21 protein-coding genes are annotated in these 18,285 nt (G+C 47.8%); 16 read left to right on the forward strand and 5 right to left on the reverse strand.

Features of this window, described 5'->3' with window-relative positions:
* Window positions 1-91 precede the first annotated feature (91 nt).
* The 16 genes from rplU (at window position 92) to F569_RS0103670 (ending at window position 14,311) form a co-directional block, all read left to right on the forward strand.
* Window positions 92-403 (forward strand): 50S ribosomal protein L21, encoded by a 312-nt coding sequence (gene rplU, locus F569_RS0103595; RefSeq protein WP_026941083.1) that lies wholly within the window; start codon window positions 92-94, stop codon window positions 401-403.
* Between the two features lie 22 nt (window positions 404-425).
* Entirely contained in the window at window positions 426-695 is a 270-nt protein-coding gene (gene rpmA / locus F569_RS0103600) for a 50S ribosomal protein L27 (protein ID WP_026941084.1), read from the forward strand.
* 125 nt (window positions 696-820) lie between these two features.
* Entirely contained in the window at window positions 821-1,402 is a 582-nt protein-coding gene (locus F569_RS16305) for a GNAT family N-acetyltransferase (RefSeq protein WP_162143734.1), read from the forward strand.
* Window positions 1,403-1,418: 16 nt separating this feature from the next.
* Window positions 1,419-2,501: a GTPase ObgE gene (gene obgE, locus F569_RS0103610; protein WP_026941085.1), complete on the forward strand. Its 1,083-nt coding sequence runs from the start codon at window positions 1,419-1,421 to the stop codon at window positions 2,499-2,501.
* On the forward strand, window positions 2,489-3,607 hold the full coding sequence (gene proB, locus F569_RS0103615) for a glutamate 5-kinase (RefSeq protein ID WP_026941086.1): 1,119 nt from the start codon (window positions 2,489-2,491) through the stop codon (window positions 3,605-3,607). Before obgE ends, proB begins: the two co-directional genes overlap by 13 nt.
* On the forward strand, window positions 3,607-4,896 hold the full coding sequence (locus F569_RS0103620; protein WP_026941087.1) for a glutamate-5-semialdehyde dehydrogenase: 1,290 nt from the start codon (window positions 3,607-3,609) through the stop codon (window positions 4,894-4,896). The genes proB and F569_RS0103620 overlap by 1 nt, the downstream gene beginning before the upstream one ends.
* Complete coding sequence (locus F569_RS0103625; protein ID WP_034387157.1) at window positions 4,896-5,483, forward strand: nicotinate-nucleotide adenylyltransferase; 588 nt, start codon at window positions 4,896-4,898, stop codon at window positions 5,481-5,483. Before F569_RS0103620 ends, F569_RS0103625 begins: the two co-directional genes overlap by 1 nt.
* Window positions 5,484-5,511: 28 nt before the next feature.
* On the forward strand, window positions 5,512-5,940 hold the full coding sequence (gene rsfS / locus F569_RS16310) for a ribosome silencing factor (protein WP_154813628.1): 429 nt from the start codon (window positions 5,512-5,514) through the stop codon (window positions 5,938-5,940).
* On the forward strand, window positions 5,941-6,411 hold the full coding sequence (locus F569_RS0103635) for a 23S rRNA (pseudouridine(1915)-N(3))-methyltransferase RlmH (protein ID WP_026941089.1): 471 nt from the start codon (window positions 5,941-5,943) through the stop codon (window positions 6,409-6,411).
* A gap of 20 nt (window positions 6,412-6,431) precedes the next feature.
* Window positions 6,432-7,610, forward strand: coding sequence for a murein hydrolase activator EnvC family protein (locus tag F569_RS0103640; RefSeq protein ID WP_026941090.1), 1,179 nt, complete (start codon window positions 6,432-6,434; stop codon window positions 7,608-7,610).
* Between the two features lie 139 nt (window positions 7,611-7,749).
* The gene (locus F569_RS0103645; protein WP_026941091.1) at window positions 7,750-9,075 is read left to right on the forward strand and encodes a S41 family peptidase; all 1,326 of its coding nucleotides are present in this window, start codon (window positions 7,750-7,752) and stop codon (window positions 9,073-9,075) included.
* Window positions 9,076-9,082: 7 nt separating this feature from the next.
* On the forward strand, window positions 9,083-10,423 hold the full coding sequence (locus F569_RS16315; RefSeq protein WP_051279229.1) for a S41 family peptidase: 1,341 nt from the start codon (window positions 9,083-9,085) through the stop codon (window positions 10,421-10,423).
* A gap of 53 nt (window positions 10,424-10,476) precedes the next feature.
* On the forward strand, window positions 10,477-11,703 hold the full coding sequence (locus F569_RS18730; RefSeq protein ID WP_051279231.1) for a divergent polysaccharide deacetylase family protein: 1,227 nt from the start codon (window positions 10,477-10,479) through the stop codon (window positions 11,701-11,703).
* On the forward strand, window positions 11,703-12,203 hold the full coding sequence (locus F569_RS0103660; protein ID WP_026941092.1) for an RNA pyrophosphohydrolase: 501 nt from the start codon (window positions 11,703-11,705) through the stop codon (window positions 12,201-12,203). Before F569_RS18730 ends, F569_RS0103660 begins: the two co-directional genes overlap by 1 nt.
* A gap of 13 nt (window positions 12,204-12,216) precedes the next feature.
* Window positions 12,217-13,551, forward strand: a complete 1,335-nt coding sequence (locus F569_RS16325) for a TCR/Tet family MFS transporter (RefSeq protein WP_051279233.1) — start codon at window positions 12,217-12,219, stop codon at window positions 13,549-13,551.
* Window positions 13,552-13,609: 58 nt separating this feature from the next.
* Window positions 13,610-14,311, forward strand: a complete 702-nt coding sequence (locus tag F569_RS0103670) for a hypothetical protein (protein WP_026941093.1) — start codon at window positions 13,610-13,612, stop codon at window positions 14,309-14,311.
* Here the strand turns inward: F569_RS0103670 and F569_RS0103675 are convergent, their stop codons facing one another.
* From F569_RS0103675 to F569_RS0103700, 5 genes are all read right to left on the reverse strand, one after another.
* The gene (locus tag F569_RS0103675) at window positions 14,312-14,857 is read right to left on the reverse strand and encodes an MOSC domain-containing protein (protein ID WP_026941094.1); all 546 of its coding nucleotides are present in this window, start codon (window positions 14,855-14,857) and stop codon (window positions 14,312-14,314) included.
* 2 nt (window positions 14,858-14,859) lie between these two features.
* On the reverse strand, window positions 14,860-15,249 hold the full coding sequence (locus F569_RS0103680; protein ID WP_026941095.1) for an ATP synthase F1 subunit epsilon: 390 nt from the start codon (window positions 15,247-15,249) through the stop codon (window positions 14,860-14,862).
* On the reverse strand, window positions 15,242-15,430 hold the full coding sequence (locus F569_RS0103685) for a hypothetical protein (protein WP_026941096.1): 189 nt from the start codon (window positions 15,428-15,430) through the stop codon (window positions 15,242-15,244). Before F569_RS0103685 ends, F569_RS0103680 begins: the two co-directional genes overlap by 8 nt.
* Window positions 15,431-16,945 (reverse strand): F0F1 ATP synthase subunit beta, encoded by a 1,515-nt coding sequence (atpD, locus tag F569_RS0103690; RefSeq protein WP_026941097.1) that lies wholly within the window; start codon window positions 16,943-16,945, stop codon window positions 15,431-15,433. It lies immediately after the preceding gene.
* A gap of 416 nt (window positions 16,946-17,361) precedes the next feature.
* Window positions 17,362-18,282: a F0F1 ATP synthase subunit gamma gene (locus F569_RS0103700; RefSeq protein ID WP_026941099.1), complete on the reverse strand. Its 921-nt coding sequence runs from the start codon at window positions 18,280-18,282 to the stop codon at window positions 17,362-17,364.
* Window positions 18,283-18,285: the final 3 nt, after the last annotated feature.

Raw genomic sequence — 18,285 nt, forward strand, 5'->3', positions numbered from 1 at the left:
AAATGGCCGTGAGTCTTAAGGACAGTGCGGCCTCGATTATTTTAGGGACGGCGCGACTTCAGTTAAGCCGTTCAATTTAAGGATTAAGATCATGTTTGCAGTCATAAAGACAGGCGGTAAGCAGTATAAAGTTGCTAAAGACGATATTATTATCGTTGAAAAACTCGACGCTGAAGCCGGAAAAAAAGTCTCATTTGACGACGTTTTGCTTGCGGGTAAAGACGGCGATATCAAAGTCGGAGAGCCTCTCCTTAAAGGTGCTAAGGTTGAAGCTGAAGTTTTAGAGCAGCGCAAAGCTGCTAAAGTTCTGGTATTCAAGAAAAAACGTCGCCAGACTTACCGCCGCAAGCGCGGTCATCGTCAAAACGAAACGGTCGTGAAAATCACGTCCATCAAAGCATAATTGTAAGGCCCGGGAGACTCTCATGGCACATAAAAAAGCAGGTGGTTCATCCAATAACGGTCGCGATAGTGCGGGCCGTCGTCTTGGCGTGAAAAAATCAGGCGGCCAAGCTGTCATCCCTGGTAACATCATCATTCGTCAGCGCGGCACCAAATATTATCCCGGCACGAATGTTGGTATGGGTAAAGATCATACGTTATTCGCTCTTACTGAAGGCCGCGTAGAGTTCACAACAAAACGCAATCAGCGCACCTTCGTCTCTGTAGAGCCGATGGCGAAAGCCGCAGAATAGCGACCATCAAATAAATGGTCGCCCCTTAATCAAGGCGACCCGATAAATGCAGGGAAATCGGTTCGCCGCTTTCCCTTTTTTATTGGGATAATTACAGCCCTGCCGCCCATTAGATGGAGGCGAATATGAGAGATAAAATTGAAACAAAAAGCCTGGTTCTTCGAGAGCTACAATTGGAAGACGCACAAGCCTTTTCAACGCTTGCAGGTGATTACGACATTGCCAAAATGACGGGCTCTCTCCCTCACCCTATACCTCTCTATTCAGCTGAGTTTAAAATTATGTCTCTGCGTCGTCAAAAACAGCGCGGCCTAGCCTATCCTTATGCCATTACAATAGATGGTGGAGAGCTTATAGGCGTGATGGATCTTTTCCGTAGCGCCCCTGATGCAGCGCTTGAATTAGGGTATTGGATCGGAAAACCTTATTGGGGCCGAGGCTACTCAACAGAGGCAGCCAAGGCTATAATAACGGAAGCGCGGAAAACCCTCGGCGTGAAAGCCCTTATGGCTGGAGCTTTTGCCGATAACCCAGCCAGTCTGCGTGTTTTAGAGAAACTTGGCTTTAAGCCCACAGGCGAAGAAGAAATGTATTTTTCAATGGGCCGTATGAAAAAAGCACGAAGTATAAGTTTTCGGCTTGATTTTCAAACCGCAGAACGTGCCCTACCCTTGCAGTCAGACCTAAAACTGGTCATGAGTGCTTAAAATATAAAGCAAGTTCATGAAATTTCTCGACCAAGCCAAAATATTTATCAAATCCGGAAATGGCGGTGCAGGCTGCGTCTCATTCCGGCGTGAGAAATATATAGCCTTTGGCGGTCCCAATGGTGGCGATGGCGGTAAAGGCGGAGATGTTTGGGTCACAGCAACGCGCAGCTTAAATACTCTTATTGATTATCGGTTTAAACAACACTTTAAAGCTGGCACAGGCGTTCACGGGATGGGAAGAGACCGAGCTGGCGCTGCGGGCGAAAATGTCGAAATCACAGTGCCTGTTGGCACCCAGATTGTGGATGCCGAGAATGGCGAAATTTTAATCGACTTAACCGAGGACGGGCAACGCGCTCTCCTCGCTCAGGGCGGAAATGGAGGTTGGGGAAATGCTCGTTTTAAATCCTCTACAAACCAAGCCCCCCGCACAGCAAACCCAGGCGAACCCGGAGAGGAGCGTTGGATATGGCTTCGATTGAAGCTATTAGCGGATGCGGGCCTTGTCGGGTTACCTAATGCAGGGAAATCAACTTTTCTCTCAACGGTGACTGCGGCGTCTCCAAAGACGGCCGATTATCCATTCACGACGCTGCATCCACATTTGGGTGTTGTGGAATTAGGAACAGCTGAACGCTTTGTTTTAGCAGACCTTCCCGGCTTGATTGAAGGTGCGAGTGAAGGCGCGGGATTAGGACACCGTTTTCTGGGGCATGTTGAACGCTGTGCAGCTGTTCTGCACCTCGTTGATGCTTCTGCCGACGATCCTATCGGGAATTACAAAACAATTCGAAAAGAATTGATCGACTATAATGGCGGGATAGAAGACAAACCAGAAATCGTTGTACTCACAAAATGCGATGCTTTGGATGGTGACACGATTGAACTTGTTCAAACGGAACTGGAAGCTGCCTGTAGTGTAAAACCATTCCTTATTTCTTCTGTTGCAAATCAAGGCCTAAAACCCGTTTTGTTTCAGGTCTATGAACACGTGAAGACAAGACGTGATAAAGAAGAAGCCATGCGCGCGGAAAAGGAACGCAAAGCCGCCATTGCCAAAGGCGAAATTGAAGAGACTGTCGGATGGCAACCTTAGAGACAGCAAAACGCCTCGTCGTTAAAATTGGCTCTGCTATTCTGATTGATAGCAAAACAGGAACCTTAAGACGCGATTGGCTCAGCAGCCTCAGCCAAGATATCTCGGCCTTAAAAACCAACGGTAAAGATGTTGTCATCGTATCTTCAGGGGCCATTGCATTGGGGCGAGCGCGGCTGAGTCTTTTGGGTCGAAAGTTATCACTGGCAGAAAAACAGGCCTGTGCCGCGGCAGGACAATCACTACTAACCCGTGCTTATGAACATGCGCTTGGCGAGCATAAGATCGTCACAGCACAAGCCTTACTAACTTTAAATGACACCGAAGACAGGCGGCGATGGCTCAATGCGCGATCAACACTACAAACAATCCTTACATTAGGAGCCGTGCCAATTATCAATGAAAATGACACCGTCGCGACAGATGAAATCCGCTATGGTGATAATGACCGTCTCGCGGCACGTACGGCTCAGATGTTAGGCGCGGATACGCTTATTTTATTATCTGACATTGATGGTCTCTATACGGCAGACCCCCGCACCGATAAGAAAGCTAAACACCTGTCGGAAATCACTCTGCTTACGGATGAGATTATGGCGATGGGGGGCGGTGCCAATAGTGACGCTGCAATGGGGTCAGGTGGGATGGCAACTAAGCTGGCAGCCGCTAAGATCGCCATGCAAGCTGGCTGCCGCATGTGTATCATGGACGGACGCGATGAAAGCCCTTTGAGACGTTTACAAGAAGGCGAGAGATGCTCTTGGTTTTCAGCAGGAAGCAATCCTAAAAAGGCACGCCAGCAATGGATTGGTGGAGCTCTACAGCCAAGCGGTAGATTGACAGTTGATGCAGGAGCCGCAAGTGCTCTTCGCGAAGGAAAAAGCTTACTTGCAGCCGGTGTAAAAACGCTGTCAGGTAACTTCAATAAAGGTGATGCTGTCGCTGTTTGTGATGAAATTGGAATGGAAATCGCGCGAGGCTTAGTCTCATATGATGCGGCGGACGCCTCAAAAATACTAGGTTTAAACTCACGCGATATTTCATCTATATTAGGATATGATAATGGCGCGGCGCTTATTCACCGCGATAATTTGGTAATGATGTAATGCACACCCAAACACAAACCCCCGAAAATGACCTGACAGCTTATATGGAGCAGCTTGGCCATAATGCCCGCGAAGCCGCCGCAAGTTTGCGTCTCGCCTCAACAGATCAAAAAACTCAGGCCTTAAAAAATATGGCTGCAGAAATTCGGATGGCGCAATCTGATATTCTGGGTGCAAATACACAAGATATGGAAGCCGCAGAACGTAAAGGTATATCTGGCTCTTTTCTCGACCGATTAAAGTTAAATGAAAGCCGTATCGAAGCTATGGCCATAGGCCTCGAAGAGATAGCCGCCCTGCCCGATCCTGTCGGCTCTGTTGATGAAACATGGACACAGCCCAATGGCCTAAAGTTCTCCAAGGTCCGGGTGCCCATTGGCGTTATCGGTATGATATATGAAAGCAGGCCCAATGTGACCGCTGATGCCGGAGCGCTTTGCGTGAAATCCGGTAATGCCTGTATTCTGCGGGGCGGGTCTGAGAGCGCCCAATCAAGCCGCGCCATACACCTAGCCCTGATAAAAGGATTGGACGCCGCAGGATTACCTGCAACTGCGATACAGCTTATCGCGACAACGGACCGTGCGGCTGTAGGGCATCTTTTGGGCGGCTTAAATGGAAGCGTCGATTTAATTATTCCGCGCGGCGGTAAAAGTCTGATTTCGCGCGTTCAATCAGATGCCCGCATACCTGTTCTCGCCCATCTCGAAGGATTGTGTCATACCTATATTCATCAGGGTGCTGATTTACAGAAAGCTGAGGCGATCATATTAAACGCAAAACTGCGCAGAACTGGCGTTTGCGGCTCTACTGAGACGATGCTTTTGGATGGTGCCATAGCTTCAACGGCGCTCCCGAAATTAGCTGGGGCTTTGTTGAAAAAAGGTTGCGAATTACGAGGCGATAAGGCCAGTCAGTTATTACACCCCGAGATTAAACCTGCTGCAGATAATGACTATTTTACGGAACATCTTGCACCAGTTCTAAATATTCGGATCGTTAAAAATATAGATATGGCCCTCACCCATATTGCCCATTATGGGAGCGGTCATACAGATAGTATCGTGACAGAAGACAAAGACGCTGCCGCCCGTTTTCTCAAAGATGTCGATAGCGCAATTTGTATGCATAACACCTCAACTCAATTTGCGGATGGTGGCCAATTTGGATTTGGCGCTGAAATCGGAATCGCGACAGGACGGTTACATGCCCGCGGACCTGTCGGGGCGCAGCATTTGACAACCTATAAATATTGCGTCGAAGGTGACGGACAGGTTCGGCCCCTATAATGCTTTATGACGGTCTTTCGGTAGGACTTTTTGGCGGGTCTTTTAACCCCGCTCACGCGGGGCATCTACATGTCGCTCAGTGCGGTCTTAGGGAACTCGCTCTTGACAGAGTCTGGTGGATGGTAAGTCCGCAAAACCCATTAAAGCCAAAACAGCCAAGCTATGACAGCCGCGTCCAAACTGTTGAAGCATTAGGTTTAAATAACCGTATGGATATTAGTCATATGGAGAGAGATTTTGGAACTCAATATACCATAGATATGATCCGTATGGCTCAGACGCGCCATCCTCGCACGCGCTTCGTTTTTTTGATGGGAGCGGATAATTTTTCTCAATTCCCAAAATGGAAAAACTGGCAGGAAATTGCTGCGCGTGTCCCAATAGCAGTGATTGCAAGACCGGGTGATGGTGTAAAACCGCGCTTATCAAAAACGGCCCGTTTTTTTGCAGATAAGCGCCTTCCCGAAGAACGGTCACATATATTGCAGTATTTACAGCCCCCGCTATGGACATTCCTCACGCCGCCGCTAAATAACCTATCTTCTACGGCTATTCGCAAAGACATGGCCTATTCGCGAAAAACGTGATAAAGAGTAATCGTTAGCCCCATAGGAGATGAAACTGACTGAAGCAGCACCTGTGAGCATGCCCTCACCCGAAGACGCACAAGACTCCCGCGCCCTGTCAGATCATGTCTTGGCCGTGCTTGATGAACATTCCGCCCAAGATACAATAGAAATTGATATTCGCGGAAAATCCTCTGTTGCGGATTATATGATCGTGACGTCGGGGCGTTCAAATCGCCATGTAGGCGCCTTAGCCGATTACGTATTGCGGTCTCTTAAAGAACGCGGCTTAAAAGATATAGGCGTGGAAGGCTTGGAGAGCTGTGACTGGGTGTTGGTTGATGCGGGTGATGTTATTATCCATCTCTTCCGTCCTGAAGTTCGCGTTTTTTACAATTTAGAGAAAATTTGGTCAGTCCCCCTGCCCGAGGGTTTGCAGGGCATTGCTGAAATGGCCCCTGAAGACTCCGACAGCTAAGTGAAAATTATTCTGCGTGCAGGCGGTATTATCCGCTCCGGTCCCGAACGTGAGATGATTGATGACTATATGCGCCGGGCACAGGGATTAGCGCGCGGCACCGGATTTCTAGGGATTGAAGAACAGCAAGTCGATTTAAGAAATGCAAAATCCCGCGAGCGCGAAACGCAGATGCTTTTAAAAGACAGTCCCGCAGGAGCCAAATTGATTATCTTTGACGAGCGCGGAAAAACACCAACATCGCGTCAAATCTCCGAGCGCTTTGAAAACTGGCGCAATGAAGCTATCCCTCAACTGATATTGACCATAGGCGGTGCGGACGGGTTCGAACCTTCTGCTATCCCTTCTGGCGCTACGAAATGGGCCTTTGGCCCGCAGACCTGGCCACATAAAATGGTACGCCTGATGGCAGCAGAACAGATTTACCGCGCACTGTCAATTTTGGCCCGTACCCCCTATCACCGCGATTAAAGCTGTTTTAGAGTCTTTACATGCGCGCTCTATTCATAGCTCTGATTCTGGGATTGGCTACAGCTCATCCCCATGCACAGACGGCTGATCCGCAAAAACTTGAAAGCCTCACAAAGGCGGAAGAGGACGCCCGAAAAAAAGAAGCTGAGCTTACCAAGAAACAAAAGACTATCGCTGCTGAACTTTCAAAATTAAAGAAAGATCTTGTTCGCACGGCCACAGAAGCGGAAAAATATGAGCGTCAAGGGCGCTCATTAGAATCCCAACTCTCGGAACTGGACACAGATGCCGCCGCTTTAAATCAGGCTATCTATGGCGACAGGCAAAAGCTGACACAATTACTGGCAGCGCTCCAACGTATTGAGAGCAACCCTCCTCCAGCCTTGGCAAGCCAACCTAAAGATGCTGCCGAAGCCGCGAGAGCGGCACGCCTGATGTCATCACTGAGTGCGGATTTAAGAAAACGCGCTGAACTATTAACATCACAACTAGAAATCTCTCAGACACTCCGTGAAGATATCAAGGACAAACGAACCAAGTTATCCGCTAACGAGACAAGACTTAAGAAGCGCCGCTCTAATATTAATAAACTGGTCGGACAAAAATCTGATCTCAAAGAGTCTGTCACAAAAGACAGAGAGGCTGCTTTGCAAGAAGTCTCCAAATTAGCCTCTGAGGCTAAATCCCTGCGAGAGCTCATAGAATCTTTCGAAGCCGCTACAGCAAATATCGGCCCCCGAATTAAACCGGGAAAAAACGCGACTAAACCCAAAAAATCCATTTCAACCAAGCCAGTAAAATTACCCAAAGGCGTGAAAAGATTTGCAAGTGCAAAAGGGACACTACGGGCCCCAGTGCCAGGGCGCATGACCCGAAATTACGGAAGCGGAGAAAAAGGTATGACAGTCGCAGCCCGTTCAAAGGCGTCGGTCATTGCACCCTATGCTGGACGAATCGAATTTGCGGGCGCGTTTAAAAACTACGATAATGTTGTGATTTTAAACGTGGGTGATGGTTATTTTATCCTCATGACAGGGATGGGAGAGACTTATGTCGAAACAGGAGAAAATGTACGTATTGGGGAGCCGTTAGGCTTAATGCCTTTTAATGCAAAAGACAGCAACAAGCTATATATAGAACTTAGAAAGAATGGCGGCACTATAAATCCAAAACCTTGGTTGGGAAAAGCTTATGGTTAGGAACAAAGTTTGCAACGCTGCTGTGAGAAGATGTTACTTGCCGCTGGATTTATACATTTTTAAGCTAGTAAGCCTGTAAAAGCCGCGATAGTAAAATATCAGACCCAATACGGGGAAATGGAATGGACCGGAGAGCCGAATGAAATATGTACTTCCCACCTTAGGCACAATTGCTGCAATCTCGCTCTTTGCCTTTTCCAGCTCAAACCAAACAGCCATCGCTGTTGAGCGCCCCTCATATGACGAAACCTTCCAACAATTAGAATTATTTGCTGATGTTCTGGCACGAGTACGCAGTGACTATGTTGTCGATGTCAATGACGGTGAACTTATAGAAGATGCGATTAACGGCATGTTGCAATCTCTTGACCCTCACTCCTCCTATGTCAGCCCTGATGATTTTAGAGACCTACAAGTCTCAACATCCGGTGAATATGGCGGCCTTGGCATGGAAGTTACGACAGAAGAGGGCTTTGTAAAAGTTATCGCGCCTATTGACGATACGCCCGCGAAACGGGCTGGTGTTAAAGCTGGCGATTACATTACTGAAATCGAGGGCGAAACGATTATGGGTGTCTCCCTGAATGATGCAGTGAAGCGTATGAGGGGTAAGCCTGGCGAGCCCATCACAATTACTGTGGCCAGAGAAAATGAAGAGCCGCTTGAAATCACTATGGTACGTGAAGTCATCAAACGCCAAGTCGTCAAATATGAAATCAAGGACGGCATCGGCTATATCAGAATTTCACAGTTCAATGAAAAAGCCAGTGAAGGCCTAGCCGAAGCTGTGGCCGGCCTTAAAAAAGAAATTGGCGGAAAAATCCCTGGTATAGTTCTCGACTTACGCGGCAATCCCGGCGGGTTACTTGATCAATCTATCAAAGTGAGTTCAGCTTTTCTGGATGGCGGCGAAGTCGTCTCAACGCGTGGCCGCACGTCATCTGACACAGAGCGCTATAATGGCGAGCGCGGCGAACTGGCTAAAGGCATTCCTCTTATCGTTTTGATTGACGGCGCCTCTGCCTCAGCCTCTGAAATTGTGGCAGGTGCGGTACAGGATCGTGGCCGCGGCTTGGTTATGGGCATGACTTCATTTGGTAAGGGCTCTGTCCAATCCGTTATTCCTTTGCGCGGAGGCCGAGATGGAGCTCTTCGTCTCACGACGCAACGCTATTATACACCTTCTGGTCGTTCCATACAGGGTACTGGTATCGACCCTGACATTTATGTCTCGGCTGTCCCTGATGATGGAAAAGAGCAAAAGATGCGCCGCGAGGCAGATTTACCAAACACAATCCCCAACGAAAATGAGGATGGTGAGGACGCTTCTGAAGACACAAAAGCTGAAATCGTAATGGATTACCCACCCGAAGGCTTTGAAATTGAAGATGATTACCAACTGCAAAAGGCTATTGAGCTTTTGAAGAATGGAAATTATTCGCAAAAACTCGCCGAGGCAGGTTAAAGGTTAAATGAATTCAGCTCTGACATCATATTTGAAGCGCGGCATAACAATTGCACTTCTGGCTTCGGGCTTTGCCTTATGGTCACCGACCCTGTCTGCCAAAAGCCAGCCCGAAGAAGATAAAGCCGCTCTTGAAAAGTTGGAGCTTTTCGCTGATATTTTTGCGCGGGTACGGGATAATTACGTTGAAGATGTCAGTGATAAAGAGCTTATAGAAGCCGCCCTCAACGGCGCGTTATCTGCACTTGACCCGCATTCATCATATAGTCCACCGGCTGAATTTGAAGAACAGCGCGAAGCTGTCAAACGGGAATATGGCGGATTAGGCATCGAAGTTACATCTGAGGCGGGACTTGTAAAAGTCAATCACGCGATAGAGGACGGCCCCGCTTATGCGGCAGGCATCAGAGGCGGAGATTATATAACCGCTGTTGCCGGTGAGAAGACAAGGGGTAAAACTTTGGATGACGCCGTCAAGGGCATGAGAGGTTTGGCAGGGGATCCCATCACTGTAACGGTCTTGAGCCCAAATATGGCTCCGCGTGATGTTGTTGTTGTCCGAGAGGTTGTGCGCGGACGCGCGGTACGTCACCGCATCGAAAGCGGCCTTGGTTATGTTTTCATCGAAACCTTCAACAACACACGACTAACAGAAGATTTGACAAAAGCCCTAAAGTCTCTTGAAAGAGACTTAGGCGGCAAGTTGCCAGGCCTTGTTATTGATGTGCGCAGTAATCGCGGCGGACTTCTGGATCAGTCCGTAAGTGTATCAGGCTTGTTTTTAGATGGCGGAGAAGTGCTGTCCTCCCGAGGCCGCACAGCCGAGGACACGGAACGCTATCATGCAGAACCGACTGAACTATATCCAAACATGCCTATAGTGGTCTTAGTGAATTCCGGCTCGGCATCAGCTGCTGAAATTCTCGCAGGAGCTTTGCAAGACCGAGGCCGCGCTGTTGTTATTGGACGACGGACTTTCGGCAAAGGATCTGTTCAATCCGTTATACCGCTCGTCAAACATGGCGGCGCGCTTCGCATGACGACTCAACGCTACTACACGCCTTCTGGCTCCTCTATTCAAGGCCGTGGTATTATGCCAGACATGTTGGTGGCTGTTGCGCCAGATACGGGCGAAATTCGCAAACGCTTCCGCGAAGACAGCCTACCTAACTCGCTTTTAAATCCGGATGATACAGATTACGAAGAAGATCACGACGAGGTAATTTACCCGCCAGAAGATTGGGCCGAGACAAAAGACTTCCAACTAGAAAAAGCTATAGAAGTTTTAAAAACCTCGAAACATAAGACATTGTTGGCCGAACAATCAGCACGTTATAAATTTCCTTAAAGCAATACATCGCCCCATAGACCTGCAGACCGAATTGCCTTAGACGCGAAACCATGAGTGGTTTTTCGCCTAATACAAGACGTCGTGTGATGGAGCCCCTTCCTTCACGCAAGAAGCATGCTTTGCTCGTAATCTCTTTTCTTACGGTCATTATCGCACTGGGTTACTTTCTAACGAGCTTTGTCGGAAACGCCAATGATGCAAAAGTGAAAGGCACAGTTTCTATTACACCTATGCCGCTTCCACCCTCATCTGATACGCTTGGTGGTGAGAGTGATACACTTCCTGATCTCTTGGCCGGTGAAGTTCCCGAAAATGTAAATCCAACGGCGATTATCACCCCTTCTGTTGATGCATTAGGGAACCCTGTAGGAAGCTCTTTTTCCCAAAACACGGCGCCCATTTCAGCTACGCCTCAAAATCCATCTAGAACAGGACTTCGCACAATCACCATTGATGGTGCGCCCATTAATGGCGATAGGTCTCCTCTGGTTCCGGCCCCTATTTCAGGACTTACAACACCCGGCACTTATGGCCGCATACCCGCAATTAGCTCTACAGGAATAACTCCTCTGTCAGCCTATAAAAGACCTTACAATGCAATATCTAGCCAACGCTCTGTTTCGTTAATTATTGGCGGCTTAGGCGTTAATCGCAGCCTGACACGCCAAGCCATTAATGAGCTGCCGGCCGAAGTGACCCTTGCCTTTGCGGCCCACGCACCCGGATTACAAAACTGGATCAATCAAGCTCGCGCCAAAGGACATGAAGTTCTCATTGAGCTTCCAATGGAGTCGGCTGAATTCAACCCAGCAGAACCCGGCGCGGACAGGGCTTTGATGGCGAGCCGCAACAGCGCCTCGAATATCCGCAATCTGGACTGGCTATTATCACGTGCCCAAGGATATTTTGGCGTTACAAATTATAATGGTGACATTTTCCTAACCCGTATGGATGTAGCGGCGCCTATATTGGATAAGATTTCAAAGTCTGGGTTAGGCTTTGTCTTTGACGGTTCTATAAATGCCCCAAGCTTGTCGGCTCTTTCAACAAGTGCGAAGCTACCATTTGCCCGAGGATATAACATTATTGACCCGCAGCAGAATACGGCCTTGATAGAAAGCGAACTTTCCCGTCTAGCAACACAAGCCAAATCCGCAAATGGCACCATAGGTGTCGGTTTTGCTTATCCTGAAACCATCACAGCCGTTAATAGATGGACCCTTGGTTTGGGAGCCCAAGGGCTTACACTTGCACCTGCGTCGAGTGCATTACGTTAATGCCGCGGCCAACAACAAAGATTTCAAACTACCGCCCTGCTGTGGGTATTGCCGTTTTTAATTCGCAGGGCCAAGTCTGGCTTGGCAAACGCTTTGGTGAAAAAGGCCCGCACACATGGCAAATGCCCCAAGGAGGCATTGATAAAGGCGAAGCTACTGAGACCGCAGCGGCACGGGAATTATGGGAAGAAACAGGTATACGCCTTCACGATGTGACCCCCCTTGGAGAGGTTCAAGATTGGCTTTTTTATGATTTTCCGCTTGAATATCGAGGTGCAAAAGCGACCAAGGGGTGGTCGGGGCAACGCCAAAAATGGTATGCATTTCGCTTTCATGGTAATGAAAAGACAATTGACCTTAAGTCGCATGGCCCCCAAGAGTTTTCAAAATGGAAATGGGCAGAGCTTTCCGAAGCCCCGTCTCTGATTGTTCCTTTTAAACGTAAAGTCTATGAACGGCTAGTATCCGAATTTGAACACTTTGCGCGGCCCATAAGATAGCGTAAGCGAAGCTATGGCTGAGCTCCCCAAAAATGGCAAAAATGCAATGCTCTTTGTTTTGATCACTGTGATGATCAACTCAATCGGCTTTGGCATTATGATCCCGGTTTTGCCGGATTTGCTTAAGGAACTCACGAACCTTCCGAATAATGAAGCCGCGCTTTATGGTATGTGGCTGACTTTTGTCTTTGCGCTCTTCCAATTTATCTGCATGCCGATTGTCGGCGGCCTATCTGATCGGTTTGGACGCAGACCTATCATGCTATTATCGCTCTTTGGTTTGGGTATAGATTATTTTATTATGGGTTTCGCACCGACCGTCGCCTTTCTCTTTTTAGGACGGATAATTGCTGGTGCATTCGGTGCCACATTTTCCACTGCAAACGCTTATATCGCGGATATAAGCCCTCCTGAGACACGCGCACAGAACTTTGGTCTAGTCGGGGCCTCCTTTGGTGTCGGCTTTATGCTCGGCCCCGTAGTTGGCGGACTTATTGGAGATAGCCTTGGGCCGCGCGCCCCTTTCATAGCTGCGGGTATCCTATCACTGCTCAATGTGGTTTACGGGATAATATTTCTTCCCGAAACACTCTCTAAAGATAAACGCCGTCCTTTTGATTGGCGGCGCGCGAACCCGCTCGGGTCGTTGAAATCGTTAGGCCGTATTAAAGGGGTCAAGAGCCTTATCTTTGTATTGTTTCTATTGGCAACAGCTCACACTGTTTATCCGACAACATTTGCCTTCTCAACGCAAGAGGGCCTTGGATGGACGCCAGGAGATATTGGCTATTCACTCGGGGCATTTGGGATAGCCAGTATGATTGTGCAAGGCGGACTTATACGCATTATTATTCCTAAAGTTGGCCTTTTCTGGGCCGGAACAATTGGAATGGTCTCCGCTATTATTGCATACACAATGATGGGCAGCGCTGATAAGGGGTGGATTATCTACGCCGCTGGTCCCTTTGCAGCCTTTGCAGGTCTCTACGGCCCTGCCCTAACGAATATGATGAGCAGCCGCGTATCTGAGTCTGAACAAGGTGAACTTCAAGGCGCTATTGGGGCCGCTCAAGGGCTCGCATTAATGATTGGCCCTTTCTTAATGGCAGGTATGTTTTGGTACTTCGGTAGTGAGGACAATAAATTAGCAAATGGCCTTGAGACGTTTCCAGGCAATATTGTGCGAATAGCTGAGCATATTTTCACGAAGGTCACAATTCCTTATATTCCTGGTGCGCCATTCTTGATGGCGTCATTATTAGCAACCATCGCTTTTGTTACATTTCTCTTGATCACTAATAAAGTTGATAGACAGGCTAGATATAGGGCTGAAAATGATAGTGGCTAGATCTGACTTAAATAGAGAGTCTCTTGTTATTTTACAAATTCGGAGTTTATAATTAGCAATGCCTCAGGAAACTTCGTTGAAATCAGAACAAAATTCTAACACAATTAGTTGGAAGAAAACTTTCTTTGAGATTTTCGCCGTAACTTTTGGAGTACTTTTAGCCTTTCTTCTGAATGAATGGCGACTCACTGTTAAACAAAATACATTCATAGAAAAAAGCTTGGTCTCCATTCAAGATGAACTGCGTGAAAATTATGAAAGGGTAATGACAGCTCGCAATTACCATTTGGACCTATATCCGGACATCCAAGCGATTTTAAAAGATGAGGGTGACATGGGTGAATTCCAGCAGAAAAAATTTCGAGGCACTCGCCCCCCACAAATTCAAACAGCTGCATACGAGATAGGAATTCAGCGTGCTGTTCTATCAGATATACCGCTTAATGATGCTAAAAAAATTGTCTCTGCTTACACTTCTCTTAAAGGACTTGAAGACTTGCATCGTCGATACTCTTCCACAGCTTTCACTGCTGTTCTTGATGACAACATGGGTGATAAAAAATTTGCAAGATTTCTATCAGTATCCTTCATGGATTTTCTTTATGCTGAAGAAGAAACTATGATTGATATTTCGAGAGTTATTGAAAGAGAAACATTTCCGCGCTGGTGGGACATTGTTTATAGAGACAAAAATAAATATCGTCCGAAAATAGACTCAAAACAACCTCATGCGAAAATCGATAGCGCACCGAAAGAATAATCAAACACATTCCAGAGGTTTATGTGCACCTTGGGGCAGAACAACTTTAATGTTATCGCCTTCATAAACCCCGCCTCCGGCAAGGACTATTGACATAACACCTGTCTTCTTATTCACGCTGCCATCAGCTCGCTTTTCAACAACCGCTTTTAGAAGGTCAGGGTGAATAGTATTGAGCTTCTTGCAGGGACTCCGCAGACCTGTAATTTGAATAATCGCACCGCTCGGGAAATGAAATTCCGCGCCATGAGGTAAATTCAAAACATCAATACCGCGCGTCACAATATTCTCACCCATTTGACCCGCGAGTACATTAATACCCTGCTCACCGAGTTCATCAAATAGCTCAGCATGCATAAGATGGACTTGGCGTAGATTTAGAGCTTTTGGGTTTTTCTTTTTGTCAGAAAGATGCTGCACGGTTTTACCGCCATGCGCGTCACCCTCAACACCAAAATCCGCAATCAAAGTGATTACGGGTCGAGTTATTTTAGAAAAATTATGATTGGAGTCTGAAGCAACCGCGATGACGGTTGCTGTGCTCATTTCTAAGCGCCTGCTACGGCTTTAAGGCCGTCTAGATTTTGTTGCATCGCTAGAGCCGCTTCGCCTTCTAAGCTTTCAAGGGCTTGTGTTGCAGCGTCAATGTCACCTTGCAGCGCATCTGGCGTCACCTCAGATAATAAAGCCGCCCTTTCCGCCAATACTGTTAGGCCAGCAGGTGTCACATCTGCAAAACCGCCTTGAACGAAATATTGTGTCTCGGCACCATCAGCATAGACCGTAATTGCGCCTGTGCGTATAGCCGCCATAAGCGGGCTGTGGTTTGGCAAAATACCTAAATCACCTTCTGAACCCGGAATATCAACTTGATCAACTTCACCCGTGAAGAGTTCAACTTCGGGAGACACGAGTGAAAACTGTAATTTATCAGCCATGAGAGGCTCCTAAACTCTTTTCAAAAAGCTTCGTCGCTTTTTCAAACTTGTCGCGACAGCCTGTATTACAGAAGCCAACAACATTTCCGTTATAAATCGTTAGCGCATCTGCACTAACCGCATCACCCGACCAAGGACATATATCATTGATACAGTCCTTGATATCAAGTGTACTAACCAATTAAGCTGCCTCAGCTGCCATTTTGGCGGCTTTTTCAATCACATCTTCAATACCGCCGACCATGTAGAAGGCTTGTTCTGGCAGGTGGTCATATTCACCTTCGACAAGGCCTTTAAAGGAGCGGACAGTGTCTTCGAGCGGCACCTGAATGCCTGGAGAACCCGTGAAGATTTCAGCAACGTCGAATGGCTGCGAAAGGAACTTCTCAACTTTGCGCGCACGCGCAACAGTCGTTTTGTCCTCTTCAGAAAGCTCATCCATACCGAGAATGGCGATGATGTCTTGGAGTGACTTATAACGCTGTAGGATTTCTTGCACCTGACGCGCCACTTCGTAATGCTCGACACCAACAGTGCGTGGCTCGAGGATACGAGATGTGGAGTCAAGCGGGTCAACCGCAGGGTAAATACCTTTTTCGGAAATCGCGCGGTTCAGAACTGTTGTCGCGTCCAAATGGGCAAATGATGTCGCTGGCGCTGGATCCGTCAAGTCATCGGCTGGCACGTAAATCGCCTGAACAGAGGTAATAGAGCCTTTATTTGTTGAGGTAATACGTTCCTGCATAGCGCCCATTTCTGTCGCCAATGTAGGCTGATAACCCACAGCAGACGGAATTCGGCCAAGAAGCGCTGACACTTCGGAACCCGCTTGTGTGAAGCGGAAGATGTTATCGACGAAGAATAACACGTCCTTACCTTCTTCATCACGGAAATATTCAGCTTGTGACAGACCTGTCAAAGCCACACGCGCACGGGCTCCAGGAGGCTCATTCATTTGTCCATAAACGAGGGTCGCACGAGATTCACCCTCAAGATTGATCACGTTGGATTCGATCATTTCGTGGTAAAGGTCATTGCCTTCACGTGTCCGCTCACCGACACCCGCGAAAACAGAGTAACCCCCGAAAAGCTTAGCGATATTGTTGATGAGTTCCATGATGAGAACTGTTTTTCCAACACCGGCACCGCCAAAGAGGCCAATTTTACCACCTTTTGAATAGGGGCAAAGAAGGTCGATAACTTTAATACCTGTCGCGAGAACTTCAGTTTCTGTGGACTGATCGACGAAGGGCGGAGCTTCTTTATGGATAGAGGCTGACGCTTTGGTCTTAAGTGGGCCGCGCTCGTCAATCGGCTCACCAATGACGTTCATGATACGGCCAAGTGTTTCAGGACCAACAGGTACTGTGATCGGCGCTTTAAGGTCAGTCACAGCCTGTCCGCGCACGAGGCCTTCTGTGGCGTCCATCGCGATGGTACGAACTGTGTTTTGTCCCAAATGCTGAGCGACTTCGAGAACCAGACGATTGCCTTGGTTATCTGTTTCCAGCGCGTTTAGGATTGATGGCAATGCGCCCTCAAATTCCACATCAACAACCGCGCCGATGACTTGGCTGATACGGCCTGTTGCTTTTGAGGCAACGACTTTTTTCTTTGCTGGCGCGCGCTTGGCGGCTGGCTTTTTGGCGACTGTCTTTTTGACAGGAGCCTTCTTTTTTACTGCTGCTTTAGCCATGGGTGTTTTCCTCTAGCTTCTTGGCCCTTAGGCCGCTTTACAAGTTATTTCTCGGTTATTCATATCTATCCGAGTTTTAGTTTCAGTTTTAATATAGTACGAGCCACTTAAGTCCCAAAGGTGAGCCATGACAGGCTCATTGAAAATTACGGAGCATTTCTTTAAGGAACAACTCGCACCATCAACAGCGGCCAGAACGCTTTTGGACTTATAATATACAGTTCGCTTATTCAGGTGAATTGCTTCCATTCTCAACCTAGACTTGGCATATTCCCTACGATTAATCATATCGCACCCGCTCACAGGTTTTTGATTAGGCTTCTCAAATGTATATTCAGGCGTTTCGTAATTGATGCCTGCGTCTGAGCAACCGGATATGATTGAAGTTAATGCCACTATTACCATTACCCTGCGCACTAAAGCGCTTCCGCGCCTGAAATAATTTCAATCAGTTCAGATGTAATCTGCGCCTGACGTGTTCTGTTAAATGTGAGTGTTAGCTTATCAATCATATCGCCAGCATTTCGTGTGGCGTTATCCATCGCTGTCATTTTAGAACCCATCTCGCCTGCTTGATTTTCAAGCAGAGCGGTGAAGACTTGAGTATTGATATTGCGCGGAAGGAGCACTCGCAGAATACCCGCCTCATCTGGCTCATAAGTGTAAATCGCGCCATTTAAGTCTGGTGCAAAAACTTTATCAGCAGCGTGTTCGCCCGGCGTATCGTCTTCGACGCCCATACCTGCAATGGCAGGAATAAGCGTGCGAGAGACGGCATTTTGCGTCATAACATTTTCAAATTCTGAAAAGACCAGCTTGCAAACGTCAAATTCGCCGCGCTCAAACATGCCTGTGATTTGCTCACCAATGCGTTGCGCGATACCCGCGTGAAGCTTACGCTCTTCTTTGAGCGAGATATATTCAACAACCTGATCATCATAAAGTCGGTTCAGCTGATCATAGCCCTTCTTCCCGATCAGGAAGAGTTTGACTGTCTTACCGGCTTTTTCGAGCGCTACAATTTCTTCACGCGCTTTACGGACGATATTGGTATTAAAACCGCCGCAAAGACCACGATCTGCAGTTGCTACTACGAGTAAGACTGTGTCGGACTTGCCATTACCCACCAAGAGCTCAGGCGCATCACCCGCGCCTGACATTGAATTGGCGAGGTTCTGAATCACCGCGCCAATACGGTCGGAATAAGGACGTGACTTTTCAGCTGCTTCTTGCGCCTTACGCAATTTAGCCGCTGCCACCATCTGCATGGCTTTGGTGATCTTCTGCGTATTTTTAACGCTTTTGATCCTGTTCTGGAGCTCTTTTAAAGACGCCATCGG

The organism is Hellea balneolensis DSM 19091 (assembly GCF_000428525.1).
In the GTDB taxonomy this organism is placed as follows: Bacteria; Pseudomonadota; Alphaproteobacteria; order Caulobacterales; family Maricaulaceae; genus Hellea; species Hellea balneolensis.

Coding starts and splice junctions, on each gene's coding strand:
- F569_RS0103670 (WP_026941093.1), top strand. CDS start 13,610: ATGCCTCAGGAAACTTCGTTGAAATCAGAACAAAATTCTAACACAATT.
- proB (WP_026941086.1), top strand. CDS start 2,489: ATGGCAACCTTAGAGACAGCAAAACGCCTCGTCGTTAAAATTGGCTCT.
- F569_RS0103645 (WP_026941091.1), top strand. CDS start 7,750: ATGAAATATGTACTTCCCACCTTAGGCACAATTGCTGCAATCTCGCTC.
- obgE (WP_026941085.1), top strand. CDS start 1,419: ATGAAATTTCTCGACCAAGCCAAAATATTTATCAAATCCGGAAATGGC.
- F569_RS0103675 (WP_026941094.1), bottom strand. CDS start 14,857: ATGAGCACAGCAACCGTCATCGCGGTTGCTTCAGACTCCAATCATAAT.
- atpD (WP_026941097.1), bottom strand. CDS start 16,945: ATGGCTAAAGCAGCAGTAAAAAAGAAGGCTCCTGTCAAAAAGACAGTC.
- F569_RS18730 (WP_051279231.1), top strand. CDS start 10,477: ATGAGTGGTTTTTCGCCTAATACAAGACGTCGTGTGATGGAGCCCCTT.
- F569_RS0103620 (WP_026941087.1), top strand. CDS start 3,607: ATGCACACCCAAACACAAACCCCCGAAAATGACCTGACAGCTTATATG.
- F569_RS0103625 (WP_034387157.1), top strand. CDS start 4,896: ATGCTTTATGACGGTCTTTCGGTAGGACTTTTTGGCGGGTCTTTTAAC.
- F569_RS16305 (WP_162143734.1), top strand. CDS start 821: ATGAGAGATAAAATTGAAACAAAAAGCCTGGTTCTTCGAGAGCTACAA.
- rplU (WP_026941083.1), top strand. CDS start 92: ATGTTTGCAGTCATAAAGACAGGCGGTAAGCAGTATAAAGTTGCTAAA.
- F569_RS16315 (WP_051279229.1), top strand. CDS start 9,083: ATGAATTCAGCTCTGACATCATATTTGAAGCGCGGCATAACAATTGCA.
- F569_RS16325 (WP_051279233.1), top strand. CDS start 12,217: ATGGCTGAGCTCCCCAAAAATGGCAAAAATGCAATGCTCTTTGTTTTG.
- F569_RS0103700 (WP_026941099.1), bottom strand. CDS start 18,282: ATGGCGTCTTTAAAAGAGCTCCAGAACAGGATCAAAAGCGTTAAAAAT.
- F569_RS0103640 (WP_026941090.1), top strand. CDS start 6,432: ATGCGCGCTCTATTCATAGCTCTGATTCTGGGATTGGCTACAGCTCAT.
- F569_RS0103680 (WP_026941095.1), bottom strand. CDS start 15,249: ATGGCTGATAAATTACAGTTTTCACTCGTGTCTCCCGAAGTTGAACTC.
- rpmA (WP_026941084.1), top strand. CDS start 426: ATGGCACATAAAAAAGCAGGTGGTTCATCCAATAACGGTCGCGATAGT.
- F569_RS0103660 (WP_026941092.1), top strand. CDS start 11,703: ATGCCGCGGCCAACAACAAAGATTTCAAACTACCGCCCTGCTGTGGGT.
- rsfS (WP_154813628.1), top strand. CDS start 5,512: ATGAAACTGACTGAAGCAGCACCTGTGAGCATGCCCTCACCCGAAGAC.